The organism is Photobacterium sp. AWH4_225, assembly GCF_056158405.1.
Genome location: NZ_JBSWTF010000001.1, coordinates 2,351,346 through 2,372,724 on the forward strand (window position 1 = coordinate 2,351,346; position 21,379 = coordinate 2,372,724).

Genomic DNA, 21,379 nt, shown 5'->3' on the forward strand with positions numbered 1-21,379 from the left:
AAAACGTTAGCACAGGAGGCAGCTATTCACAATTTGTCATAATCCAGCAAATCCTGTTCACCGCCGCCATTAACCTTATTCACATCGTGGAATTAAGATTACCCCATAAAAATTTATACGTCACCGTAGTTTACGGCAGGCATTCATTCTAAATTGGAATCTTCCACTATGAAAAAACTTTGGCAAATGTTGACTAAGCCTAGCAGCAAGTACTCGATTCTTGCGCTGGTCTTGGTTGGTATTGGTATTACCTTGGCGGGCGTATTGACCGTTCACAAGAGTTTTGAATTCGCTTCAACGACAGAATTCTGTACTTCTTGCCACACCATGGAACAGAACTACGAAGAGTACAAACAAAGCATCCACTTCAAAAATGCCTCTGGTGTTCGTGCCGAGTGTGTAGACTGTCACCAGCCAAAAGATTTGCCAGGCAAGCTTCAGCGTAAACTGGGCGCGTGGAAAGACGTATACAACCACTTCATCACTAAGAAAATTGATACCCCTGAGCTTCTGGAAGAACACCGTCTCGAACTGGCAACTGCCGTTTGGGATCGAATGAAGAGCCAGAACTCCAAGACCTGTAAGAGCTGTCACTCATACGATGCTATGGATCACAGCAAACAGTCTGCTCAAGCTGCATTCGAGATGAACAAAGCAGCCGCTGAAGACATGAACTGTATCGAGTGTCACAAAGGTATTGCCCACGAATTGCCAAACATGGCTGGCGGCTTCCAGAAAGACTTCGAAGAACTTCAGGCAACGGCTAACTCACAAGGTGCGGTTGCAGAGACCCTGTACTCACTAAGCGAGAAGAATATCTTTGCCGTTGCTGATGCAAACAGCACCGTATCAGGCAGCCTTCTACCGGCATCAGAAGTGACCGTGCTTGAGCGCGACGGTGACATGATGAAAGTGAAGATTGACGGCTGGCTTGAGAAGGAAGGCCGTGGTCGAGTGCTGACAGAATACATGGGCAAACGTGTATTCAAAGCGACAATTCGCGGCGACGTGAAAGAGTCTGAGCAGCTTATCGAAGAGCAGACAGATGCATCAACCAACATTGTATGGCAACACGTTTCTGTTGAAGGCTGGATCACCAAAGATGACATGATTGATGACATCCAACCAATCTGGAACTACGCAGAAGGTATGTACGGTTCAACCTGTACCGCTTGTCACGCAGCCCCAGCACCAGGCCATTTTACTGCAAACGGTTGGATCTCAAGCCTGAACGGCATGAGCGCCTACTACCGTCTAAGCAAAACTGAAGAGCGCACCCTTCTGAAATACCTTCAGAACCACGGTAGTGACACCGGCGGCGCTGGCGCACATTAATTCCTATTAGCAGAGGGGGGATTGCACTCCCCCCTCCCAAGCAAAAGAATTCAAATTAAAGGAATTGCTAAATGGCAACTCAAATTCTAAATAAAGGCGTTTCACGCCGCCGCTTCCTGTCTGGCATGGTGGCAGCAAGTGCTGCATCAGTGGTGGGTACTAGCCTACTTGCACCACGTAGCGCCATGGCTGCAACTGATACCAAAGCTAACTTCTCGGGTGAAGTGCTGTCTGGCTCACACTGGGGTGCATTCCGCGCCAAAGTAGAAAACGGTGTATGGGTTGATACCGTACCGTTCGAAAAAGACAAGCACCCAACAACAATGATCGATGGTGTGCGTGAGGTGGTATACAACCCTGCACGTGTTAAATACCCGATGGTTCGCCTAGATTGGCTGAAGCACGGCTATAAGTCAGACACCACACAGCGTGGTGACAACCGCTTCGTTCGTGTGCCTTGGTCTCAGGCTTTGGACTTTTTCTACCATGAGATGGAGCGTATCCAGAACAACTACGGCCCTAGCGCACTTTACGCCGGCCATACCGGTTGGCAGTCAGTAGGTAAACTGCACTCTGCAGGTACCATGATGATGCGTGCAATCGGCCTGCACGGTACTTTCCTTGCCAAGATGGGTGACTACTCAACAGGTGCGGCGCAGGTGGTACTACCTTACGTTGCCGGCGCAATGGAAGTATACGAGCAGCAGACATCTTGGCCGCTGGTTCTTGAGCACTCAGATACCATCGTAATCTGGGGTTCTGATCCAATTAAGAACTTGCAAGTAGGTTGGTTGGTTCCAGACCATAGCCCATACGCTTACTTTGATCAGCTTGCAGAGAAAGTTAAAAACAACGAAATCAAAGTTATCTACGTTGATCCAGTTGTTTCAGATACCCAAAAATTTGTTGGTGGTGAGCAGGTTAAAGTAAACCCGCAAACTGACGTTCCTTTGATGCTGGCGATTGCGCACACGCTATACACTGAGGACCTATACAACAAAGAATTCCTTGCTGACTACACCACAGGTTTCGACAAATTCCTGCCTTACCTATTGGGCGAGAAAGACGGCACGCCAAAAACACCTGAGTGGGCAGCGAAAATCTGTGGCATTGATGCTGATACTATTCGTGAACTTGCTCGCCAGATGGCTTCTGGCCGTACCCAGATCATCGGTGGTTGGTGTCTACAGCGTATGCAGCACGGTGAGCAGTACGCATGGATGCTGGTTGTTGTTGCCGCAATGCTGGGCCAAATTGGTCTACCAGGTGGTGGCTTTGGCTTCGGCTGGCACTACAACGATGCCGGCTCGGTAACGTCTGCAGGCCCTCTGATGTCTGGCTTTAGCGGTGTAACCGGTGTCGACCCAATCCACAACGGCTCATACAAGGGTTACTCTAACTTTATCCCTGTAGCACGTTTCGTAGACTGTATCGAAAACCCAGGTAAAACCATCGACTGGAACGGTCACCCAGTTAAGTTCCCAGAAATGAAAATGGCGATCTTCTGTGGTAACAACCCGTTCCACCACCACCAAGATCGTAACAAGATGATCAAGACATGGCGCAAGCTGGAAACGGTTGTTTCTGTTGACCACCAGTGGACAGCAACCTGTCGCTTTGCCGATATCGTTCTACCTGCGACCACCACGCACGAGCGTAACGATATCGAGCAGTACGGTAACCACTCCAACGCCGGTATCATTGCCCTGCCGAAAGTGGTAGAGCCAATGTACGAAGCAAAAGATGATTTCGACATCTTCCGTGAGCTATGCCGCCGCTATGATCGTGAAGAAGCCTTCACCGAAGGTAAGTCGCAAATGGAATGGATTGAGCAGTTCTACAACGGTGCCCGCCTGCAAGGCCGTGGTATCGGTGTGCGTATGTCCAACTTCAAGAAGTTCTGGGAAGAAGAAGGTTTCATCGAGTTCCCTGCGGGTACTGAGTGGGTCCGTCACGAGTCATTCCGTAATGAGCCAGATCTAGAGCCACTAGGCACTGCAACAGGTCTTATCGAGATTTACTGTAAGACTATCGCCGATATGAATTACGACGATTGTCAGGGCCACCCAATGTGGTTCGAAAAGAAAGAACGTAGCCATGGTGGTCCTCGTTCAGACAAGTTCCCGCTGAATATGCAAAGTACTCACCCGAAACATCGCCTGCACTCGCAGCTATGTTCTTCTACTGAGCACCGTGCAACTTATGCGGTTGCTGACCGTGAGCCGGTATATATGAGCACCGAAGATGCCAAAGCACGTGGCATCAAGTCTGGCGATATTGTCCGCGTTTTCAATGATCGTGGTGAAGTATTGGCTGGTGCCGTAGTTTCTGACGACTACATGACGGGGGTTTGCCGTATCCACGAAGGTGCATGGTACAGCCCGCTAGAAGGTGGTAAGCCAGGTACCATTTGTACTTACGGTGATCCGAACGTACTGACTCAGGATATTGGCTCATCAAAGCTTGCCCAGGCAACAACAGCGGCGGCGGCGCAGGTAGAGATCGAGAAGTATACAGGTACAGTACCTGCGGTGACCGGTTTCCATGGCCCAACCGCCGTAACTGACATTAACCCACTATTCCCAGCGATGGATCTAGACTAAGTTAATATCAGCTAATACCCAGTCAGGGGCTTCGGTCCCTGACTGATTTTTACTTCTATAACAGTGTGTTTAAAGAACCTATTCACGTATAATAAGTAGATTAAATACATCAATATTCTACCTGAATATGTTTTTAATACGGTGAGCACAGCACCGTATGCCTTGATTTGGAGTGATCATGAAAGAGTTTATTGCTTTCAACGAACAGCGCGCAGAAATTTATTGGTGGATGTCATCCCTTTTCGCTCGTGAGCTAACCGAGCAGGACATCGAACAGTACCGTGGTGGCGATATGGTCACTTTCTTGTCAGGCTTGGCAATGACACCGGAACTAAAGCAGCCAGTGGAAGCCTTCCGTGATGCCCTAAACCGTTTGGAAAGTCGTGAAGATGCCCAGCTAGAGCTTGCTGCTGATTTCTGTGGCCTGTTCCTGAGCACACCAAAATCCGGTGCCCTACCCTATGCGTCTATGTATGTCGGCGAAAGCGGCCTGATGAATGACAAGCCAGCGCAAGACATGAATAAGCTGATGGAAGAGTATGGCATTGCCCAGCGCAAAGAGTTCAACGAGCCTGCCGACCATTTGGCTGTCGAGCTCGACTTCATGGGCAACCTGATCATCATGGCCAACCAACAAGGTTCACCGGAGCAGGCTGAGCCGGTTATGCAGGCGCAGCTCGATTTCATCAACACCATGCTGCTTAACTGGCTGCCTGCCTTTGCCGCTGAAGCCAAACAGCGAGACCAGTTTGGTTTTTATGCAGCAGCAGCACAAGTGCTAATCGCATTCTGCCATTTGGACGCCCAGTTCCTAAATGGCGAAGAACAATAATCCTGACTGGCAGTAGCCAGCGACTCAAAAACACTATCTTCATTTGCCGGCACATGGATTGCCGGCTTTTTTATACTTCGCCTTCCATGCAACGCCCACTTTCAAAGGCAGCCTTCTGCTTGTTCAGTTCGTATCCAGCATACATGACACAATACTGACAATCCGCTTTGGGTGCTTTTATACATTGCAGTCATAGCGATGATAACCACCAACAAAGGTTAAACTATGCAAAACAGCAAAACGCGTACCCTGCAACAATCAAATTCAGTATTCAACCTAATGAAATACGCCCTTCCTTTGATGCTTGTGACTTTGTTCGCATTCAGCCCTGCATCGAAGGCCAGTGATGCGGCAACCGATACAGTTGCTAGCCAGAAAGAAGTCACACACCGTATCAATGCAATTCAGCGTGATTTGACCAGCATCCGCCAGCAAACGCTACAGGCAAATCCAGAGCTGATCGAACAAGCCAAAGCCTTTGAAGCGGCCTACAAAGAGAAGGCCAAAGAAATTGGTTACAACCCTGATGAGTTCGTCAGCCAGGCTCAAGAGATCCAAGACAAAGTACGCAATGCTGAAACCAGCGAAGAAGAGCGTGAAGCGTTGATTCAAGAATTCGCTGCCGCTAAGCGTCAGCTAGCCGAACAACGTGAGAGTATCCTTGCAGATGAAAAGCTAATGGCAATGCAGGAAAAGCTGCAGGCTGATACGTTTGCTGCAATGAAAGCAAACAACCCAGAAACTGAAAGCTTGATCCAGGAGCTAAATGGTCTACTTGAATCACTTCAGTAAGAAACATTCCTCATATTCATAACAAATACCGCAGCCATTTCGCTGCGGTATTTATTTATCGACCGTCTTCATAGTCGCTCATGTTGATTCCCATCTGTTCAGCCACTTCCGACCAATAAGGCTCAGCTTCGCATACACAGCAGTCACACCAGTTGGCAATGCCTTCGTGCATGCTCATTTTATCTTGCGGTGTCGACAGGTCTTTTTCTGTTTGGGAATGAGTTGGGGCTTGCATTTTTTCCGCCATAACAAGGCTCCTTCGTTACCGTTCTTATCCTTAATATTATAGAGAAGCACGATTAATACCCTACAGATTAACTTGCCAACCGGGCCGCGAAACATAAATGTAATACATAAAAAAACCCGCCGTTATCTGGCGGGTTTTCAATGAAATCACTAAGTCCTACTAGCTATTACAGCTCCATCGGCTGATTTGCCTTAAGCAATTTCATACCTTGGATATGTTGGATAAACCACTTCACGATGGCAAGCAGCGCGATAACAAGACCGACAACAGGTATAGCCTGTAAGATCTTGTGCAGTACAGGACTATAGACCCAGTACTCAGCCCCAGCAAGGATACCCGTGGTGGTTGCTGCGGTTACACCCAACACTACAAAGAAGGTAAAGAAGTAAAAGAAAGTTCGGATGATGGTGTAGTAATGGCTGTAGCTCAGCTCATCTGTCCCCTTGTTCAGCTTGTAAGCTGAGTAGATCACAGCAATGATGCCTGAAATCATCAAAGTCAGGGGGGTGAGGAAGCTGGCAATATAGGCAAAGCGCACTTCGCGGCGAGGATCAGTAGACATGACTTTATCCGTTGATAATTATCTTTATGCTAATTATCACACGTATTTTTGCGCTATCAAGTTTGGATAATCAAGACGCTGATCACGATCAAGCCTATCCGCTATTGTCTGTTATAGTCCTTTATAATGACAGATAAAAAAACAGCCTAGGTTGAGCGGCCTAGGCTGTTGGAAGTTAATACTTTACTTTGAATTAAAGCTCTTCGGTCGGTTGGGTCACTTCGCTACCGTCTTTGATACGACGATGGCCTTCTTGCAAGTGAACAAAATCAACCAAATCATCACCACTAACCTGGAATGCTTGACCAAAACCTTTCACGAATAAACCTTGAGTCGGTTCAAAGCGGAACAACTTGAAGTCTTCCAAGCCACTAAGACCATCGATAATCTCACCAAAACGTGACTTCAACTCTTCTACCGCCGCCAGCCATTTTTCGGTTTCGCGTTCAACGACAACCACATTGGCTTCGAAAGTGAGGCGTTTACGTGCATAGATGGTTTTTGATGATGCTTCATCCTCAATCATCATCAATGAAACCTGTGGGTTAGCCAGCAAGTTACGCGCATGCTTGGCAATCTGGCTGATAAGCACATAGTAACCGTCATCAAGCAAGGCAAATGGTGCATAGCTCACGTTTGGCTTACCGTCTGCATCAACGGTCGCCAACTGAATAGTCTGGCAAGACTGGCGGAATTCTTTAATTTCTGGGCCTAGGCGGTTTTGAAGGCGCTCTTGCTTTACAGCATTCATTCTGACTTTCTCCGTTTTTTACCCAATCAAGACAAACTAAATGGTCAATAAGGTTTATACCAACAGCTTGTCTGATCGATTTTGTTTTAATTATTTAAACTTTGTTTTTAATTCTTGGAATTTTTCAATTTGCTCTGGGAACAGCTGACGTTTCTTGTCGCGCCCCAGGTAAACTTTGAATACACACTCACCGCCTTTAGCGAAGAAGCCGATGAAGTAGCTTTCCTGCCCCATAAATGGCTTGCTTACCAAAGCAATGTCAGTCACGAGATCAAGACGTAGGTGGCCATGCAATTCACCTTCTTTACCCATTAGATTGTAGTAACCACGTGCTTCTTTACCTTTAGGGAAAGGCGCTTTTACTTCAAAAATTGAAGCCATTGAGTGAACAATGGTGGTAACTGGGCCCCAAGTAGGCAGTTCTTCAAGAATCGTTTGTGCATGTTCACCTGGCAATGCAACCACCAACTCTTCAGGAAAAGCCATCACAACTTCACCTTCAGTGACACCTAGGGTTTCGGCAATCGCCATTGCATGAAGTTTAGGTTCAGCAGCTAGTTGTTCTGCAACCTGAGCTTTTAGCGATTCAAAGGAAATTTTCTCAAACACGTTTTTCTCTCCAGGTACTTCAATGTACGAGTGTTAATTAGTTATATTTGTTTATGTAGCGACTTTTGGCATCACATGCTGTTGTAAAACTTGAATCATCGACTGAGCCAAGGTCACAGACCAGAACGTTCCGGCTAGCGTTAATGAAAGGTACTGCCCTTCCAACTTCACTAAACCATTCTTTTGCCACGCTTCAAACAGCGGCTTGCATAGTGCAAAGATGTCTTGTGAGAACTTCTGCTTAAAATCTCTTGCAGACAAGAAACCACGATCAAAGCTCGCTTTGATCTCTGCATGCAATGCGGCTTGAGGGCTTGATTTAGTCATCATCGCCAGAGGTAGTTGCTCGGCTTTGATAGCTTCAATGTAAGCTTCCAAGGTTCTGTGCTGCATGAACCCAAATCCGCCTACGTTACCGCCAGCACCAGCCCCTAGAGGCAATACCTCAGCAGAGGTTTTCGCTAGGCTGTTGTATATACTGCGTTCGCGATTGTCGCGAGCCCAATGGTTTCCGCTGAGTCGACGCAAGTGGTGCTCTGCCATAAAGTTTACGCCATATTCAAACATAGATGCTTTGGTCGGCGTGTCGGCAGGCTCTGGCAGGCGCCCTTTCTCAATCATGCCTTTCATTGGTGTGCCGCCCATCTCAATCAGCTGATAGAGATCGACACCGTGTGCGCCGCTGTCCAAGAAATCACTCAAATCTTGCTGCCAAACATCCATATCTTGATAAGGAAGGCCAAACAACAAGTCGATGACAATGGGGGCTTCATTGGTTGCACTCAAAGATTGGATCCGCTCCATAACTGGCTCGCGGTCATCCAGACGTTTGGCTTTTCGACGTACCGTTGTGTCAAAGCTTTGCACACCAAAGGAAAAACGGTTGAAGCCACCTTCTAATGCCCCTTCGAACATTTGATCATCGAAGCGGTTAATACGGCCTTCAAGGGTAATTTCGCAATCTGTGGTCAATGGAAAGTGAGCTTTTACCATTTTACCCAGACGCGTCACTTGCTCTGCCGTTAAGTCGGTTGGCGTACCCCCACCAACATAGACCGCCCGAAACGGGGCTGCTTGTGTCCAAGGCATTGCCGCTTTTGCTTTCAGCTCAACCATCAGTGCATCGAAATAATCATCAATTAGAGACTGGCTGGAAGCATACTGGAAGAAATTACAGTACGTGCAACGCACACGGCAGAATGGAATATGAATATAAAGGCATCGACTGTTAGGACTTTCTGGCACAGTCGCTAGCACCTTGAGCGCTAAACCCTGTCGCTCTTCCTCTGCGATCATTGCCGACATACCACCGGCATGCGCTGAACGCTTATTGGCAAATGCATAGCGAAGCGGGTCAGGCGTGTGCTTTCCTACCACCGCTTCAGTCAGTAGTTCCGGCGCCAACACAGCAGATTGTAATGCTTGTTCTTCAATCATCTACTTCTTCGTCGAGCTAGATACCTAGCCCCTCCTCAACAGGCTGATACCTGTCAGTTTTACTCACTAGAGCAACAGTTCTTTGCTGTTTACTTCTAGCACCACGTTGAGCAAACGTGCATGACTACTTTCTTTTGGGCTAAGCCCTACTTATCAAATGGAATGAGAACCACTCTTATTTGCAGGCAATCATAAGCACCCCTAAATAATATTGCAAATGATAATTGATATTATTTCGATTACATGGATAATGATAACCATTCTTGATTCGAGGGGCTAATTGATAAATTACTGTTTATACAATTTATCAATAGTTACAAACACATAAAGCATTATTTTGCATGGTTGGAGTTAAACAGTGAACGCAAAGAGATATGCCATAGCGGGTGTTGTATCAGTGCTTGCCCACAGCCTATTGCTTTCAGCTGTGCCTAACAAAATGGTGATGGCGATGCCGGTTGGTACAGACTCAACCAAAGTCTCGCTGAATCTCGTCTCGGCACCGGCTCCTCAGCCAACTGAGCCCGTTGCAGCCAAGCCACCACCTCCAGCGCCGGTCGAAGCGCCTAAAAAAGTTGTCAAAGAAGAAACAGCAGTTAAAAAGCTGGTAAAGAAAAAGCAGCCTGAGCCTAAACCCGAGGTAAAAAAGGTCACTAAACCTGCACCGAAAAAAACAGTTGAGAAGAAGGTCGAACAAAAGGTCGTAAAGAAACCAACACCTGTTAAGAAGCCCATTGAGAACGATAAGCCTAAAGCTATTGAAGAAGTGGCGAAGACAGCTGCACCTACCCCGGCACAAGCCGCTTCTGGGGTGAACAGTGAGCCTCAGCTCGTGACCAAGCCAACCTTCGCCACAAGGCCGAGCCCTGTTAAATACCCTCGCATTGCTAAGCGTCGCGGTATTGAAGGCCAAGTCTTGGTTGAAATTTGGATTGATGAGTCTGGCAAGCAGGTAAAACAGAATCTATTGAAATCATCGGGCACAGAGATCCTTGATGATGCTGCGCTGGAAGCCATCAAGCGCTGGCGTTTTTCTTCCCATATTGTTGATGGTCAAGCCATTGCCCATCGCGTACAAGTTCCTGTCCGCTTTAAGCTGGACTAGCAATTATTGGAATCACCCATGGAAATGTTTCACTCCCTACAAAACCAATTTGGCCTAATGACAGCACCCTTGCTGCTGTGTTCAGCACTGACGCTGATGATCCTCATCGAACGCTGTATCCAGGTATTGCTATGCACTGGTGTAGGCAGAAGTAAAATTGATGCGCTATTGGCTAAACAAAGCCGAACCGACGAGGCTGGGCTCGACCAGTTAGCGACATCGCTAAAAGAAAAACGCCCTTTACTGTTCAAAGGCGTTTCTATGCTTATTTCACACCGTCATTTTGCTAAACCGTTACGTGAAGATGCTGCTGGTATCTGGCTGCAACAAAAGCGTTCTCAGCTTCGTTCAGGACTACGCCTATTGAGCCTGATTGGCGTGATCAGCCCGTTACTAGGGCTACTGGGTACCGTGCTTGGCTTGATTGAAATGTTCAAGGGCATTGCAATGAGTTCAGGCGCCGTCACACCAAACGATCTTGCTGATGGTTTGGGTCTAGCCATGCGCACAACAGCGGCAGGCTTGATCATTGCACTGCCGGCCATTACAGGCTCACAACTACTCGGCCTGTGGGCTGATAAGGTTACAGCTAAGCTTGAGCATAGCCTCAATCACTGCAACCTATGGCTAGAAGGTTTATCCCTAGATGCCAACTGCCAGCCAAAAGCCGAAAAGGTAGAGGCGATATCATGATTCGAACGCATCAAGGCGTCACGGGTGATGATGAGCTAAAGCCCGACCTTACCCCCCTGCTCGATATCATTTTTATCGTCATGGTGTTCCTTCTTCTGACTGCCAGTGTGAAGCTGCAATCTTTAGATGTCGAACTACCGCAAACAGAGACACAGGCACTGCAAGAAACAGAATCAGATCCTATTACTGTCAACATTACTTCTACAGAGCCCTACTGGGCACTGCAAGGCACAGAAATCGACAGTTGGGATGCCTTCAAAACTGCACTTCTCAAGGAAGTAAAAGCCAATCCTGATAAGCCCGTTGTGATCGGTGCCGACAAGGCAGGCTCGGTTGAAAACATGCTAAAACTCCTCGCTTTTCTTCAACAAAATGAAATCAAGGCGACTCAATTATTAATGGAAGAGGATAAATCATGAAGCGTATTGCTCTGGCTAGCGCATTACTACTCGCTGCTAACTCATCTTATGCCAGTGAGCGCATCATCAGTGCAGGGGCCGCTATTACTGAGCTCATCAATGCAATGGGAGCACAACAGCAACTTGTTGCCGTTGATGTCACCAGTAAAACAATGGTTAAAGATAGCATGCCTGTATTGGGCTATCACCGTCAGCTCTCAGCTGAAAGCTTGATCGCCCTGAACCCTACTCGACTGGTTGGCTCAATTGAAATGGGACCTAACACAACCTTGGATCTGATTAAGCAAGCAGGTATCGAAGTGGACGTGGTCAACTCGGGTGAAACCGTCGATGATTTACTGGCACGTATCGAACAAGTCGGCGAACTCACCGACACGGAGCAAGAAGCACTAGCTCTGCAGGCGCAAGTGCAGGATAAGGTTGATTCAATCAATCAAAACCTAGCAAACCACACCGACAAGAAAAAAGTCTTGTTCCTGATGATCCACGAAGGTCGCCCAGCGAATGTCGCTGGACGTAATACCACCGCTGACAGCGTGATTCGCCTAGCCGGAGCCATTAACCCAGCCGCAGGCGCCGTCGAGTCTTACAAACCAATATCACTCGAGTCCATGGTTGAAATGCAGCCTGATATCATCTTGCTAAGCTCTCGCACACTCAGCCAAATTGGCTCTGCAGATGATTTGTTGAAGAAGATGCCTTTGCTTGCTGCAACGCCTGCAGGCCAGAACCAAGCCGTTGTAACCATTGATGGTACAGCGCTTATTGGTGGACTTGGCCTGAAAAGCCTGAGTGAAGCAGAACGCCTGAACCAAGTGTTTTACAACAAATAACCGTTAGCCGTTCATCAAAGCAGTATATTTATGATGCAGTTACAACGAACCCCTGCCAGCATCGTTTTTCCTGTTGGCCTGACATTACTGGTATTGGCTGTCACCTCATCGATTGCGGTGGGGCCAATGAATATCAGTTTTGCTGACAGCTTCAAAGCGCTACTACCTATTCAGCTGGATTTACCAGCTCATATTGAGATCGTTATTCACCAAATACGCCTCCCGCGGACTTTACTGGGCATGGCCATCGGTGCCATTTTGGCACTATGTGGTGCTGTAATGCAGGGGCTATTCCGCAACCCCCTCGCTGATCCTGGTATCATCGGTGTTTCTGGCGGTGCTAGCCTTGGAGCAGCGCTGTCCATTGTGATCTTCGCACCTTTGGCTGCAAGCTTTCCGCTATTACTAACACTGGGGACAGTACCTGTTTTCGCCTTCATTGGCGGTGCCGTCAGTACCTTTTTGGTCTACCAGCTCGGCACAGATAAAAACGGCACATCCGTGACCATTATGTTACTAGCCGGTGTCGCCATCGGCGCCCTATCAGGCGCTGCACTGGGTCTAATGAACTATTATGCGGATGACCAAGCTCTTCGTGATTTGTCGTTATGGACAATGGGCTCTCTGGCTGGAGCTACCTGGCCAGGAATTAGCCTTGCCTACATAACCTTGTTCGCCCTACTGTTCTCTTTTGATCGCAATGCAAATGCTCTTAATGCATTTCTATTGGGGGAGGCAGAAGCCAAACACCTTGGCGTGAATGTTCAGCGCTTGAAGCGCATGCTGATTTTACTTTGTGCTGCAGGTGTCGGTATTGCCGTATCGCTAACTGGGGTGATTGGTTTTGTTGGGCTTATCGTACCGCACATTGGCCGTATGATTTCCGGGCCAAACCATAAAACCTTGCTACCTCTATCCGCCTTGCTTGGCGCATTGATCTTATTGGTTGCAGACATGCTTGCCCGTGTTGTAGCTGCGCCAGCAGAGCTGCCAGTGGGGATCATTACTGCATTACTTGGTGCACCATTCTTCATTTACTTATTGATCAAGCAAAGAGGCAGACTGTCATGAGCCAGCAAACCAACTCGGCGCATCAACAAGGCCCTAACAATGACATTGCCATTGAAGCACGCAACTTGTCACTCAGCCTAGGTGGTAAAACACTGCTGCATGATTTCTCGCTGCAAATCAAACGTGGTCAATTGACCGCTCTGCTAGGGCCAAATGGAGCAGGAAAAAGTACCTTGTTAAAGGTAATGTGTGGCGAAGTAGAAGCCGATGGTGATGTCGACCTATTCGGCTACCCTCGACAAGATTGGCCACCCGCTCAATTGGCGAAACATCTTGGTGTCCTACCCCAGCACAGCTCATTGACGTTTGCTTTTACGGCGCAGGAGGTCGTTGAGCTCGGTGCGCTACCACTCGAACTGCCGAATGCCCAAACAAAGCAAATTGCGCATGAAAAAATGGATATGGTCGGTGTGACCGATCTTGGTCCCCGCCTTTACCCAACCATGTCTGGTGGTGAGAAACAACGTGTGCACTTTGCCAGGGTCCTCACCCAGCTAAGCCAAGCAGGTGAAAACTGCATCTTAATGCTGGATGAGCCTACCTCAGCGCTAGATCTAGCTCACCAGCACAATTCGCTGATTGTCGCTAAACAAATGGCGCAAGCAGGAGCCGCCGTGATTATCGTGATTCATGATCTGAACCTAGCAGCCCAGTATGCAGACCGGCTGGTTATCATTAACCATGGCAAGATACAGGCCGATGGTACACCGCAGCAGGCACTGACGGCTGAAACCATAGAGTCTGTCTATGGCTGGCCAGTCTGTATAACCCAGCACCCCGTCGATGGCTACCCTATTGTCTTGCCGGCAGCGGCCTAGTTAGCTTAACCCAATTGCATAGAAAGAATTATCAACAGGGCCAATTTTTGGCCCTGTTGTCTTTCTCTCAAGCAAAAAATCGAATGTAAGCCACGAAAATTGCAAATTGAGATAACAAGCATTGCACTCTGGGCCACACTCAGTAAAATGTGAACGCAAGCGATTAAACCATGCAACATGTGCGATATGCACATCACGCATGCTGCAAAAATGTCAGTACAGAGCCGCCCATTTGAGATGCGGCCTTTTGCCGTTTCTGCTTTTTCGTACCCAACAGAACAATGAGCTACTCGAATAGAAGACGGTGAACTAGTTCATTTTTCTGTTGAGTAAATGATTAATTTATAAGGTTCTCTGACCTTTATTATTAGAAGAATAACTATGGCAACGATTAAAGATGTTGCACGTATGGCTGGTGTATCTACAACCACAGTCTCTCACGTGATTAACAAAACTCGCTTCGTCGCAGAAGCAACCCAAAAGAAAGTGCTGGCTGCGGTCGATGAGTTGAATTACGCACCTAGTGCGGTTGCGCGAAGCCTAAAATGCAACACAACAAGAACCATTGGCATGTTGGTGACCAAATCGACCAACCCTTTCTTTGCTGAAGTTGTCCACGGCGTTGAAGAATTCTGCTACGGCGCAGGTTATACCCTGATCCTATGCAATACCGAAGGTAACCTGTCAAAGCAACGTGATTACCTTCGTATGCTAGCCGAGAAGCGCGTGGATGGTCTTCTTGTTATGTGTTCAGACCTAGATGAGCAGTTGCTGGGGTTACTGGAACGTCAGAAAGAAACACCTATGGTGATCATGGACTGGGGTCCAGAGAGCCCGCACACAGATAAAATCCAAGATAACGCCGAACTTGGCGGATATGTCGCGACCAAATTTTTCATCGAGCATGGTCACAAAGCCGTTGGCTGCTTAACCGGCCATAGCGAGAAAACGGCATGTCGTGAGCGCCTGAAAGGCTTCCGTAAAGCCATGAGTGAAGCCGGCCTCGACGTCAATGAAGACTGGATTCTTGAAGGTGACTTCGAGTGTGAGTCAGCAGTCACTGCTGCCAAACAGATCATTGCGATGAAAGAGCGCCCTAGCGCAATATTCTGTTTCAACGACATCATGGCTATGGCGATGATCAGTACCTTCCAGCAAGCTGGTATCAACGTGCCGGAAGATATCTCTATCATCGGCTACGACAATATCGATCTGGCACCTTACTTCTCGCCACCACTAACCACTATTCACCAGCCTAAACGTCGTCTGGGCAAGAGCGCGGTTGAAATCTTGATGCACCGAGTGAAAGACAAAGAGCACGCAACACAGGTATTCGAAATGGTGCCTGAGCTAGTGATCCGTAATTCGGTTAAGAAATTGAACTAAGTAACCGCCAGCGTTTACTTTTTTAGAATCCAAACGGAGGCTCATGCCTCCGTTTTTTATTGCTATCAACTTATGTTTTGGGGCAAAAGTATTCATTAACGAGCAGAAATTCACGGCAATTTCTGGAATCAACATCACATTTCCAAAGTTGCGATCAAGTTCAAAAATATCATCTGAGATATTCTTAAATTGTCACGAACAAGGCAAACCTATCGAAAGGTAGGGACGCAAAGCTTCCGGCCTAAGAGTCGTCGGGTTTTATTAACTCAGTCAACTTATGGTAGCGGGGTTGCCGATGGATATAGCAACTGTGTCAAGAAAGTCTTACTTTTTTCTGACAGTGTAATGTCTTGATATTTGCTATTCTTGAATCCTCGCTCTGTTGTTAGGTGACCCAAGAAATTTTCACCGAGAAGAAGCATGGACAAACCAATTTTAAAAGAATCTTTACGCCTATTTAGTTGTTTCAATAACGTTAAATCGCGTTCAATGTTTGGCGGCTTTGGTATTTTTGCGGGTGAAACAATGTTTGCACTCGTAGTAAATGACAAACTTCATCTTCGCGCAAACGCAAAAAACGAACAAGAATATAAAAAGGCAGGGCTTAAACCGTACATATATAAAAAACGTGGCTTTCCGGTTGTAACAAAACATTACGCTATCCCCGATGAATGGTGGAATGACACCGGAAAGATTGTTGAGCAGGCGACTCGTTCTCTAGATGCAGCGAAAGTTGATAAAGAAACAAAAGAAAAAGCATCACCAGATCGAATAAAAGACTTACCAAACCTTCGCCTGGCAAATGAAAGAATGCTGAAAAAAGCAGGTATTTGTACCGTGGACGAATTGATGGAAGCAGGTTCAATCAATGCCTTTAAAGCATTACAGGATACTCACCAAGGCACCGTGAGCATTGACTTGCTCTGGGCGCTAGAGGGAGCAATTAGTGGCCAGCACTGGTCAGTTATTCCTAAGGATCGCCGCTCGGAATTACTAGCGAAATTAAGCTAGCAAAAACAAATTGCATATATAAAGAGACCATCAAGGTCTCTTTTTTTGTATTATTTTCGTCAATGATACGTGTCAATAATCAATCATTCCATTGACAACTTTTTGTCAATTTTCGTTAAATATTGAATTATCTCACAACGCTGTTTATAAATCGCTCAACACCCTTTTATTGCAAACTCACGCTTGTAAAATATGTTTCAAAATAGCACCAGGGGGTAATTATGAACTGTTCCAAACCTTTTCCAGGACAGAGCGATCAAATGTTCAAGGATAAGTTTGGCAAGTGGCCGCGAATTATGCGCCTGCTTGTTTTGTTCAGCCTGCTTCCTCCTCTCGTCGCTTTTATACTTGTACAGAATAACATCACCACGTATGAGTCACTTCACAACTTACTGGTGTCTATCGCTAGCTTAAATGCACTGTTGCTGTTCTGGGGCCTGCTGCTAAAAATCAGGGCCCGCAAGTATTGGTACCGCAATTACCATATTGGAAAAACCATGCTGCTCGCTTTTATCCCTTTGATGGCATGCGGCTATATTGTGCTCACTGAGCTCTCTTCTGAGAAGGTGATCACCCAGAACAAACCTCAAGTTGTACAAATCTCAGTCAACTAAACACTTTTTTCCATCTACCAATGAAATAATTTGCTTCCTAGTAAGGTCTTTGTCTCATAACTATCTGATAATTTCGGTAATAATTACCGCCGCTATCCTGATAAGCTCACAGTAGCATAATATAGAGACAAGGGGTCACCGTGCGCATTTCCGCCAAAGAAAACTACTCACTATTTATCAAGCCACTACTATGGCTGCAAAAACGCCATTATGGCAAAGTTCTCAATCCCGCCAAGCTGTGGGGTCGTCGCCCGACGCTATTTTGGCTTGTCGCCGGATTCTTTGGCTATTTGGATCGCCGCTCATCGCCGTTAAGTCCGGTGCTTCGCTCGTTGGTCTGCGTCAGGGTTTCCCAGCTAAATGACTGCGCATTCTGTGTCGATGCAAACGGCATGAAGCTTGCCGAGCGTTGCGATTCTGTCGAGAAAATCAAAGCACTTGCCAACTGGCAGCACAGTGAACTATTCGACCAACAGGAGCAAGCCGTCCTAGGCTATGTTGAAGCGATGACCATTACCGGCCAGCGCGTTACCGATGAAATGCTTTCAGATTTAAAACAATGGTTTGATGAAGATGCTATTGTTGATTTAACCGCGCTGGTTGCGTTTCAAAACCTGTCGGCAAAATTTAACACTGCACTAGATGTACCTGAGCAAGGTTTCTGTTCACTCCCGATCCAACCTGGTGAACAGCAATCAACAGATGCCCCTACTCATACGGACAAATAAAGGAGCAAATTATGGACAGAAAAAAACTGCTGGTTGTCAGTATTGTTGTATCCCTGATTGCTGTTTGGTTTGCATTTGATCTTGGCCAGTACTTTACCCTTGAACAAGCCAAGGCACAGCAAATCGCACTGACTGACACCATCCATGCTAAGCCATTCTTATCAAGCATGGTCTACTTTGTTCTTTACGTTGTTGTCACAGCACTGTCATTGCCAGGTGCTGCGATTATGACCTTACTTGGTGCAGCCTTGTTCGGATTTTGGTGGAGCCTGTTGCTGGTTTCCTTTGCCAGCACTATTGGTGCTACCCTCGCCTTCCTATTTAGCCGTTTCATCCTGCGTGACTGGGTGCAAGCGAAATTTGGTCACCGCCTATCTGCGATTAACCGAGGTATTGAGAAAGACGGCCCGTTTTACCTCTTCACGCTGCGTTTGATCCCGGTATTCCCGTTTTTCATCGTTAACTTACTGATGGGTTTGACGCCAATTTCTACCCGCATGTTCTATCTAGTCAGTCAGCTGGGTATGCTAGCCGGTACTGCGGTCTACATTAACGCCGGTACCCAGTTAGGCCAGATAGACAGCCTAAGCGGCATAATCTCTGCGCCAGTATTGGTATCGTTGGCACTACTGGGTATCTTCCCGCTGATCGCCAAATCCGTCATGCAAATTCTCAACAAGCGCCGTGTTTACGCTGAATGGGACAAGCCAAATCATTTTGACCAGAACATGGTCGTCATTGGTGCAGGCGCAGGTGGTTTGGTTAGCGCGTATATCGCGGCGGCGGTAAAAGCCAAGGTGACTCTTATTGAGCGCCATAAAATGGGGGGGGACTGCCTCAATACCGGTTGCGTTCCATCCAAAGCCATTATCCGCGCAGCCCACACCATGGCTGAAATTACCCGTGCCAAGGATTTTGGTATCGAGACCGGCGAAGCCAAAGTGGATTTTTCCAAGGTGATGCAACGTGTTCACAACGTAATTGGTAAAATCGAACCCCATGACAGCGTAGAGCGTTACAGCAAACTAGGCGTAAACTGTATCTCTGGTGAAGCGACTATTCTCTCGCCTTGGGAAGTCGAAGTGAACGGTGAACGTATCACGACCCGTAATATCGTGATTGCCACTGGTGCTCGCCCGTTGGTACCGGGTATCCCTGGTTTGGATAAAGTTAACTACCTAACTTCAGATTCCATTTGGTCTTTGACTGAACAACCTCAGCGCCTACTGGTATTGGGTGGTGGCCCAATCGGTTGTGAGCTGGCACAAAGCTTCCAGCGCCTCGGCAGCGATGTCACCTTGGTCGAAATGGCCGATCAGCTGCTCATTCGTGAAGATAGTGATGCCGCCGCTTTGGTCAAATCCAGCCTTGAGCAAGACGGTGTAGACATTAAAACTGGCCATAAAGCGGTTAAATTCGAACGTGTTACCGATGAGCACGGTAACGAGCAGCAACGTGTGCTGCTGGAAACCGCTAACGGTGAGTCACTAACCATTGAATTTGACGCCGTGATGCTGGCACTGGGGCGTGTTGCCAATGTACAAGGTTTCGGCCTTGAGAAACTTGGCATTACCACCTCTGAACGTGGCACAGTCGAGGTTAATGAATACCTTCAAACCAAGTACCCGAACATCTTTGCCGTAGGCGATGTTGCCGGTCCGTTCCAGTTGACCCATGCTGCCGCTCACCAGGCATGGTACGCCGCAGTAAATGGATTATTTGGTCAGTTCAAGAAATTCAAAGCGGATTACTCGGTACTACCAGCAGCGACCTATACTTCACCAGAAGTGGCCCGTGTCGGTATTAATGAAAAAGAAGCCAAGCAACAAGGTATTGATTTTGATATTGTTACCTACGGAATTGATGACTTAGACCGTGCGATTACAGATGGTGAGGATCATGGCTTTATCAAGGTGATCACGCCAAAAGGCAAGGACAAAATCCTTGGAGCAACCATTGTTGGCCATAATGCTGGCGAATTACTTGCCGAATTTACCCTTGCAATGCGCCACGGCCTAGGCCTGAACAAGATATTGGGTACCGTCCACCCTTACCCAACAATGAGTGAAGCCGCAAAATACACGGCCGGGGTATGGAAACAAGCTAATGCTCCACAAGGTCTGCTGACACTGGTTGAAAAATACCATGACTGGATGCGCAAAGACGAGCAAGCTGCTGCTAGTGAGCGTGAAGCTGAATCAGTTTTATCTATTGAAAAAGGCAGCGTAGAAGCAGACAGCGTTGAAACAACACCAAAGCGCAGCAATGAAGGTGCGCTAAGCGAAAAATAGGGATGAGAAAAGGATCATGAAAAAAACACTCCTGGGGCTGGCGCTTGCGCTGGCCTCTGGCCTTAGCACGGCACAAGCGGCTCCCGCACCAGAACAAAGCTGGGATGACATCGTTAAACAGGCTGAAGGGCAAACTGTCTATTTTAATGCTTGGGGTGGCAGCCAAGAAATCAATGACTATCTACGCTGGGCAGGTCGCCAACTGCAAGCCCAGTATGGTGTCAGCCTAAAACATGTCAAAGTCGCCGACATCGCCGAGACCACTCAGCGCCTTCTGGCAGAAAAAGCCGCAGGTAAAAACGAAGGCGGCAGTGTTGACCTGGTTTGGATCAATGGTGAAAACTTCCGCTCGATGAAGCAAAGCAACCTGCTGCACGGTCCATTTACCCAGCAACTGCCTAACTGGCAATATGTGGACACTCGCCTACCAATCGATGAAGACTTCACCGAGCCAACAGTTGGTCTAGAAGCCCCATGGGGTGTGGGCCAGTTGGTCTTTATCCATGACAAAGAAACCCTCAACAACCCGCCGAAGAATTTCGCCGAGCTGCTGAGCTTGGCAAAAGCCTTCCCGGGTAAGGTGAGTTACCCGCAACCACCAGAGTTTCACGGCAGCAGTTTCTTGAAAGCCGCTTTGCTGGAACTAACCAATGAACCGGACTCACTCTACTCTGCAATTGATAGCCAAAAGGAACGCCAGCGATTTGAGCAGGTGACTGCACCCTTGTGGCAATACCTTGATCAGCTCCACCCAGTAGCTTGGCAACAAGGCAAGCGCTTCCCATCAGGAACCAGCGAGACAATCCAGCTACTTGATGATCAGCAATTACTGCTGGCCATTACGTTCAATCCTAATGCTGCCAATGCCGCCATTGAAAATGGCAACTTGGTTGATACGGCGCAAACCTATGCCTTTGAACAAGGTGCCTTATCCAATATCCACTTTTTGGCGATTCCGTGGAATGCCCAAGCGAAAGCAGGCGCTCTGGTAGCCATCAACTTCTTGATGAGCCCTGACGCACAAGCACGTAAAGCTGATGCCAAAATCTGGGGAGACCCATCTGTTTTGAAGCCAGAGTCTTTGGCTAACAGTGGCGCGCAAGGCTTTTCATTGTTCAAATCGATCCCTGAACCACATCCAAGCTGGCTGACCGCCATTGAGCTGGAGTGGCAAAAGCGCTACGGCAGCTAAAATTAAAAAGGCTAAGCCTAACGGGTGGGAGTTAGCTCCCACCCAATGAG

Annotated in this window: 21 protein-coding genes and 1 riboswitch; of the genes, 16 read left to right on the forward strand and 5 right to left on the reverse strand. The window is 47.7% G+C overall.

What is annotated here, in order from left to right; genetic code table 11:
* The first annotated feature begins 168 nt into the window (after nucleotides 1-168).
* The 4 genes from torC (at nucleotide 169) to ACXAD4_RS11105 (ending at nucleotide 5,562) form a co-directional block, all read left to right on the forward strand.
* Nucleotides 169-1,335: a pentaheme c-type cytochrome TorC gene (torC, locus tag ACXAD4_RS11090; RefSeq protein ID WP_475241347.1), complete on the forward strand. Its 1,167-nt coding sequence runs from the start codon at nucleotides 169-171 to the stop codon at nucleotides 1,333-1,335.
* 71 nt (nucleotides 1,336-1,406) lie between these two features.
* On the forward strand, nucleotides 1,407-3,938 hold the full coding sequence (gene torA / locus ACXAD4_RS11095) for a trimethylamine-N-oxide reductase TorA (RefSeq protein WP_475241349.1): 2,532 nt from the start codon (nucleotides 1,407-1,409) through the stop codon (nucleotides 3,936-3,938).
* Between the two features lie 178 nt (nucleotides 3,939-4,116).
* Nucleotides 4,117-4,770 carry a molecular chaperone TorD gene (gene torD, locus ACXAD4_RS11100; protein WP_475241350.1) on the forward strand — a complete coding sequence of 218 codons (654 nt, stop codon included), beginning with the start codon at nucleotides 4,117-4,119 and terminating at the stop codon, nucleotides 4,768-4,770.
* Nucleotides 4,771-4,995: 225 nt separating this feature from the next.
* The gene (locus ACXAD4_RS11105) at nucleotides 4,996-5,562 is read left to right on the forward strand and encodes a hypothetical protein (protein ID WP_475241351.1); all 567 of its coding nucleotides are present in this window, start codon (nucleotides 4,996-4,998) and stop codon (nucleotides 5,560-5,562) included.
* Nucleotides 5,563-5,617: 55 nt separating this feature from the next.
* Here ACXAD4_RS11105 and ACXAD4_RS11110 read toward each other — a convergent pair whose 3' ends face one another.
* The 5 genes from ACXAD4_RS11110 to hutW all read right to left on the reverse strand — a co-directional run bounded on the left by ACXAD4_RS11110 (nucleotide 5,618) and on the right by hutW (nucleotide 9,168).
* Complete coding sequence (locus ACXAD4_RS11110; protein ID WP_475241353.1) at nucleotides 5,618-5,809, reverse strand: hypothetical protein; 192 nt, start codon at nucleotides 5,807-5,809, stop codon at nucleotides 5,618-5,620.
* Nucleotides 5,810-5,975: 166 nt separating this feature from the next.
* On the reverse strand, nucleotides 5,976-6,371 hold the full coding sequence (locus ACXAD4_RS11115; RefSeq protein WP_475241355.1) for a hypothetical protein: 396 nt from the start codon (nucleotides 6,369-6,371) through the stop codon (nucleotides 5,976-5,978).
* 193 nt (nucleotides 6,372-6,564) lie between these two features.
* Entirely contained in the window at nucleotides 6,565-7,122 is a 558-nt protein-coding gene (hutZ, locus tag ACXAD4_RS11120; RefSeq protein ID WP_475241356.1) for a heme utilization protein HutZ, read from the reverse strand.
* Nucleotides 7,123-7,212: 90 nt separating this feature from the next.
* Nucleotides 7,213-7,731, reverse strand: a complete 519-nt coding sequence (hutX, locus tag ACXAD4_RS11125; protein ID WP_317521834.1) for a heme utilization cystosolic carrier protein HutX — start codon at nucleotides 7,729-7,731, stop codon at nucleotides 7,213-7,215.
* Between the two features lie 51 nt (nucleotides 7,732-7,782).
* Complete coding sequence (gene hutW / locus ACXAD4_RS11130; protein WP_475241358.1) at nucleotides 7,783-9,168, reverse strand: heme anaerobic degradation radical SAM methyltransferase ChuW/HutW; 1,386 nt, start codon at nucleotides 9,166-9,168, stop codon at nucleotides 7,783-7,785.
* 358 nt (nucleotides 9,169-9,526) lie between these two features.
* Between hutW and ACXAD4_RS11135 the strand changes: the two genes are divergently transcribed.
* The 12 genes from ACXAD4_RS11135 to ACXAD4_RS11190 all read left to right on the forward strand — a co-directional run bounded on the left by ACXAD4_RS11135 (nucleotide 9,527) and on the right by ACXAD4_RS11190 (nucleotide 21,329).
* Nucleotides 9,527-10,273, forward strand: coding sequence for an energy transducer TonB (locus tag ACXAD4_RS11135; protein WP_475241360.1), 747 nt, complete (start codon nucleotides 9,527-9,529; stop codon nucleotides 10,271-10,273).
* An 18-nt stretch (nucleotides 10,274-10,291) separates the two neighbouring features.
* The gene (locus ACXAD4_RS11140) at nucleotides 10,292-10,966 is read left to right on the forward strand and encodes a MotA/TolQ/ExbB proton channel family protein (RefSeq protein WP_475241361.1); all 675 of its coding nucleotides are present in this window, start codon (nucleotides 10,292-10,294) and stop codon (nucleotides 10,964-10,966) included.
* Entirely contained in the window at nucleotides 10,963-11,385 is a 423-nt protein-coding gene (locus ACXAD4_RS11145) for an ExbD/TolR family protein (RefSeq protein ID WP_475241363.1), read from the forward strand. Before ACXAD4_RS11140 ends, ACXAD4_RS11145 begins: the two co-directional genes overlap by 4 nt.
* Entirely contained in the window at nucleotides 11,382-12,218 is an 837-nt protein-coding gene (locus ACXAD4_RS11150; protein WP_475241365.1) for a heme/hemin ABC transporter substrate-binding protein, read from the forward strand. Before ACXAD4_RS11145 ends, ACXAD4_RS11150 begins: the two co-directional genes overlap by 4 nt.
* Nucleotides 12,219-12,251: 33 nt before the next feature.
* Nucleotides 12,252-13,289 carry a FecCD family ABC transporter permease gene (locus ACXAD4_RS11155; protein WP_475242762.1) on the forward strand — a complete coding sequence of 346 codons (1,038 nt, stop codon included), beginning with the start codon at nucleotides 12,252-12,254 and terminating at the stop codon, nucleotides 13,287-13,289.
* Entirely contained in the window at nucleotides 13,286-14,107 is an 822-nt protein-coding gene (locus ACXAD4_RS11160) for a heme ABC transporter ATP-binding protein (RefSeq protein ID WP_475241366.1), read from the forward strand. Before ACXAD4_RS11155 ends, ACXAD4_RS11160 begins: the two co-directional genes overlap by 4 nt.
* A gap of 381 nt (nucleotides 14,108-14,488) precedes the next feature.
* Entirely contained in the window at nucleotides 14,489-15,493 is a 1,005-nt protein-coding gene (locus ACXAD4_RS11165) for a substrate-binding domain-containing protein (RefSeq protein WP_475241367.1), read from the forward strand.
* A 192-nt stretch (nucleotides 15,494-15,685) separates the two neighbouring features.
* Nucleotides 15,686-15,790, forward strand: a riboswitch (cyclic di-GMP riboswitch).
* A 123-nt stretch (nucleotides 15,791-15,913) separates the two neighbouring features.
* Nucleotides 15,914-16,504 (forward strand): TfoX/Sxy family DNA transformation protein, encoded by a 591-nt coding sequence (locus ACXAD4_RS11170; protein ID WP_475241369.1) that lies wholly within the window; start codon nucleotides 15,914-15,916, stop codon nucleotides 16,502-16,504.
* A gap of 221 nt (nucleotides 16,505-16,725) precedes the next feature.
* Entirely contained in the window at nucleotides 16,726-17,118 is a 393-nt protein-coding gene (locus tag ACXAD4_RS11175) for a hypothetical protein (RefSeq protein WP_475241371.1), read from the forward strand.
* A 140-nt stretch (nucleotides 17,119-17,258) separates the two neighbouring features.
* Entirely contained in the window at nucleotides 17,259-17,846 is a 588-nt protein-coding gene (locus ACXAD4_RS11180; RefSeq protein ID WP_107298416.1) for a carboxymuconolactone decarboxylase family protein, read from the forward strand.
* Between the two features lie 11 nt (nucleotides 17,847-17,857).
* On the forward strand, nucleotides 17,858-20,137 hold the full coding sequence (gene lpdA, locus ACXAD4_RS11185) for a dihydrolipoyl dehydrogenase (protein WP_475241373.1): 2,280 nt from the start codon (nucleotides 17,858-17,860) through the stop codon (nucleotides 20,135-20,137).
* Between the two features lie 16 nt (nucleotides 20,138-20,153).
* A complete protein-coding gene (locus ACXAD4_RS11190; protein ID WP_475241374.1) occupies nucleotides 20,154-21,329 on the forward strand; it encodes an ABC transporter substrate-binding protein in 1,176 nt (391 codons plus the stop codon).
* The last annotated feature ends 50 nt before the right edge of the window (nucleotides 21,330-21,379 follow it).

What these genes read in the sequence shown, in the direction of transcription:
- torD (WP_475241350.1), top strand. Translation starts at nt 4,117, where the DNA reads ATGAAAGAGTTTATTGCTTTCAACGAACAGCGCGCAGAAATTTATTGG.
- ACXAD4_RS11175 (WP_475241371.1), top strand. Translation starts at nt 16,726, where the DNA reads ATGAACTGTTCCAAACCTTTTCCAGGACAGAGCGATCAAATGTTCAAG.
- hutZ (WP_475241356.1), bottom strand. Translation starts at nt 7,122, where the DNA reads ATGAATGCTGTAAAGCAAGAGCGCCTTCAAAACCGCCTAGGCCCAGAA.
- ACXAD4_RS11140 (WP_475241361.1), top strand. Translation starts at nt 10,292, where the DNA reads ATGGAAATGTTTCACTCCCTACAAAACCAATTTGGCCTAATGACAGCA.
- ACXAD4_RS11170 (WP_475241369.1), top strand. Translation starts at nt 15,914, where the DNA reads ATGGACAAACCAATTTTAAAAGAATCTTTACGCCTATTTAGTTGTTTC.
- ACXAD4_RS11160 (WP_475241366.1), top strand. Translation starts at nt 13,286, where the DNA reads ATGAGCCAGCAAACCAACTCGGCGCATCAACAAGGCCCTAACAATGAC.
- hutW (WP_475241358.1), bottom strand. Translation starts at nt 9,168, where the DNA reads ATGATTGAAGAACAAGCATTACAATCTGCTGTGTTGGCGCCGGAACTA.
- lpdA (WP_475241373.1), top strand. Translation starts at nt 17,858, where the DNA reads ATGGACAGAAAAAAACTGCTGGTTGTCAGTATTGTTGTATCCCTGATT.
- torA (WP_475241349.1), top strand. Translation starts at nt 1,407, where the DNA reads ATGGCAACTCAAATTCTAAATAAAGGCGTTTCACGCCGCCGCTTCCTG.
- ACXAD4_RS11165 (WP_475241367.1), top strand. Translation starts at nt 14,489, where the DNA reads ATGGCAACGATTAAAGATGTTGCACGTATGGCTGGTGTATCTACAACC.
- ACXAD4_RS11115 (WP_475241355.1), bottom strand. Translation starts at nt 6,371, where the DNA reads ATGTCTACTGATCCTCGCCGCGAAGTGCGCTTTGCCTATATTGCCAGC.
- ACXAD4_RS11190 (WP_475241374.1), top strand. Translation starts at nt 20,154, where the DNA reads ATGAAAAAAACACTCCTGGGGCTGGCGCTTGCGCTGGCCTCTGGCCTT.
- torC (WP_475241347.1), top strand. Translation starts at nt 169, where the DNA reads ATGAAAAAACTTTGGCAAATGTTGACTAAGCCTAGCAGCAAGTACTCG.
- ACXAD4_RS11150 (WP_475241365.1), top strand. Translation starts at nt 11,382, where the DNA reads ATGAAGCGTATTGCTCTGGCTAGCGCATTACTACTCGCTGCTAACTCA.
- ACXAD4_RS11105 (WP_475241351.1), top strand. Translation starts at nt 4,996, where the DNA reads ATGCAAAACAGCAAAACGCGTACCCTGCAACAATCAAATTCAGTATTC.
- ACXAD4_RS11145 (WP_475241363.1), top strand. Translation starts at nt 10,963, where the DNA reads ATGATTCGAACGCATCAAGGCGTCACGGGTGATGATGAGCTAAAGCCC.
- ACXAD4_RS11110 (WP_475241353.1), bottom strand. Translation starts at nt 5,809, where the DNA reads ATGGCGGAAAAAATGCAAGCCCCAACTCATTCCCAAACAGAAAAAGAC.
- ACXAD4_RS11155 (WP_475242762.1), top strand. Translation starts at nt 12,252, where the DNA reads ATGCAGTTACAACGAACCCCTGCCAGCATCGTTTTTCCTGTTGGCCTG.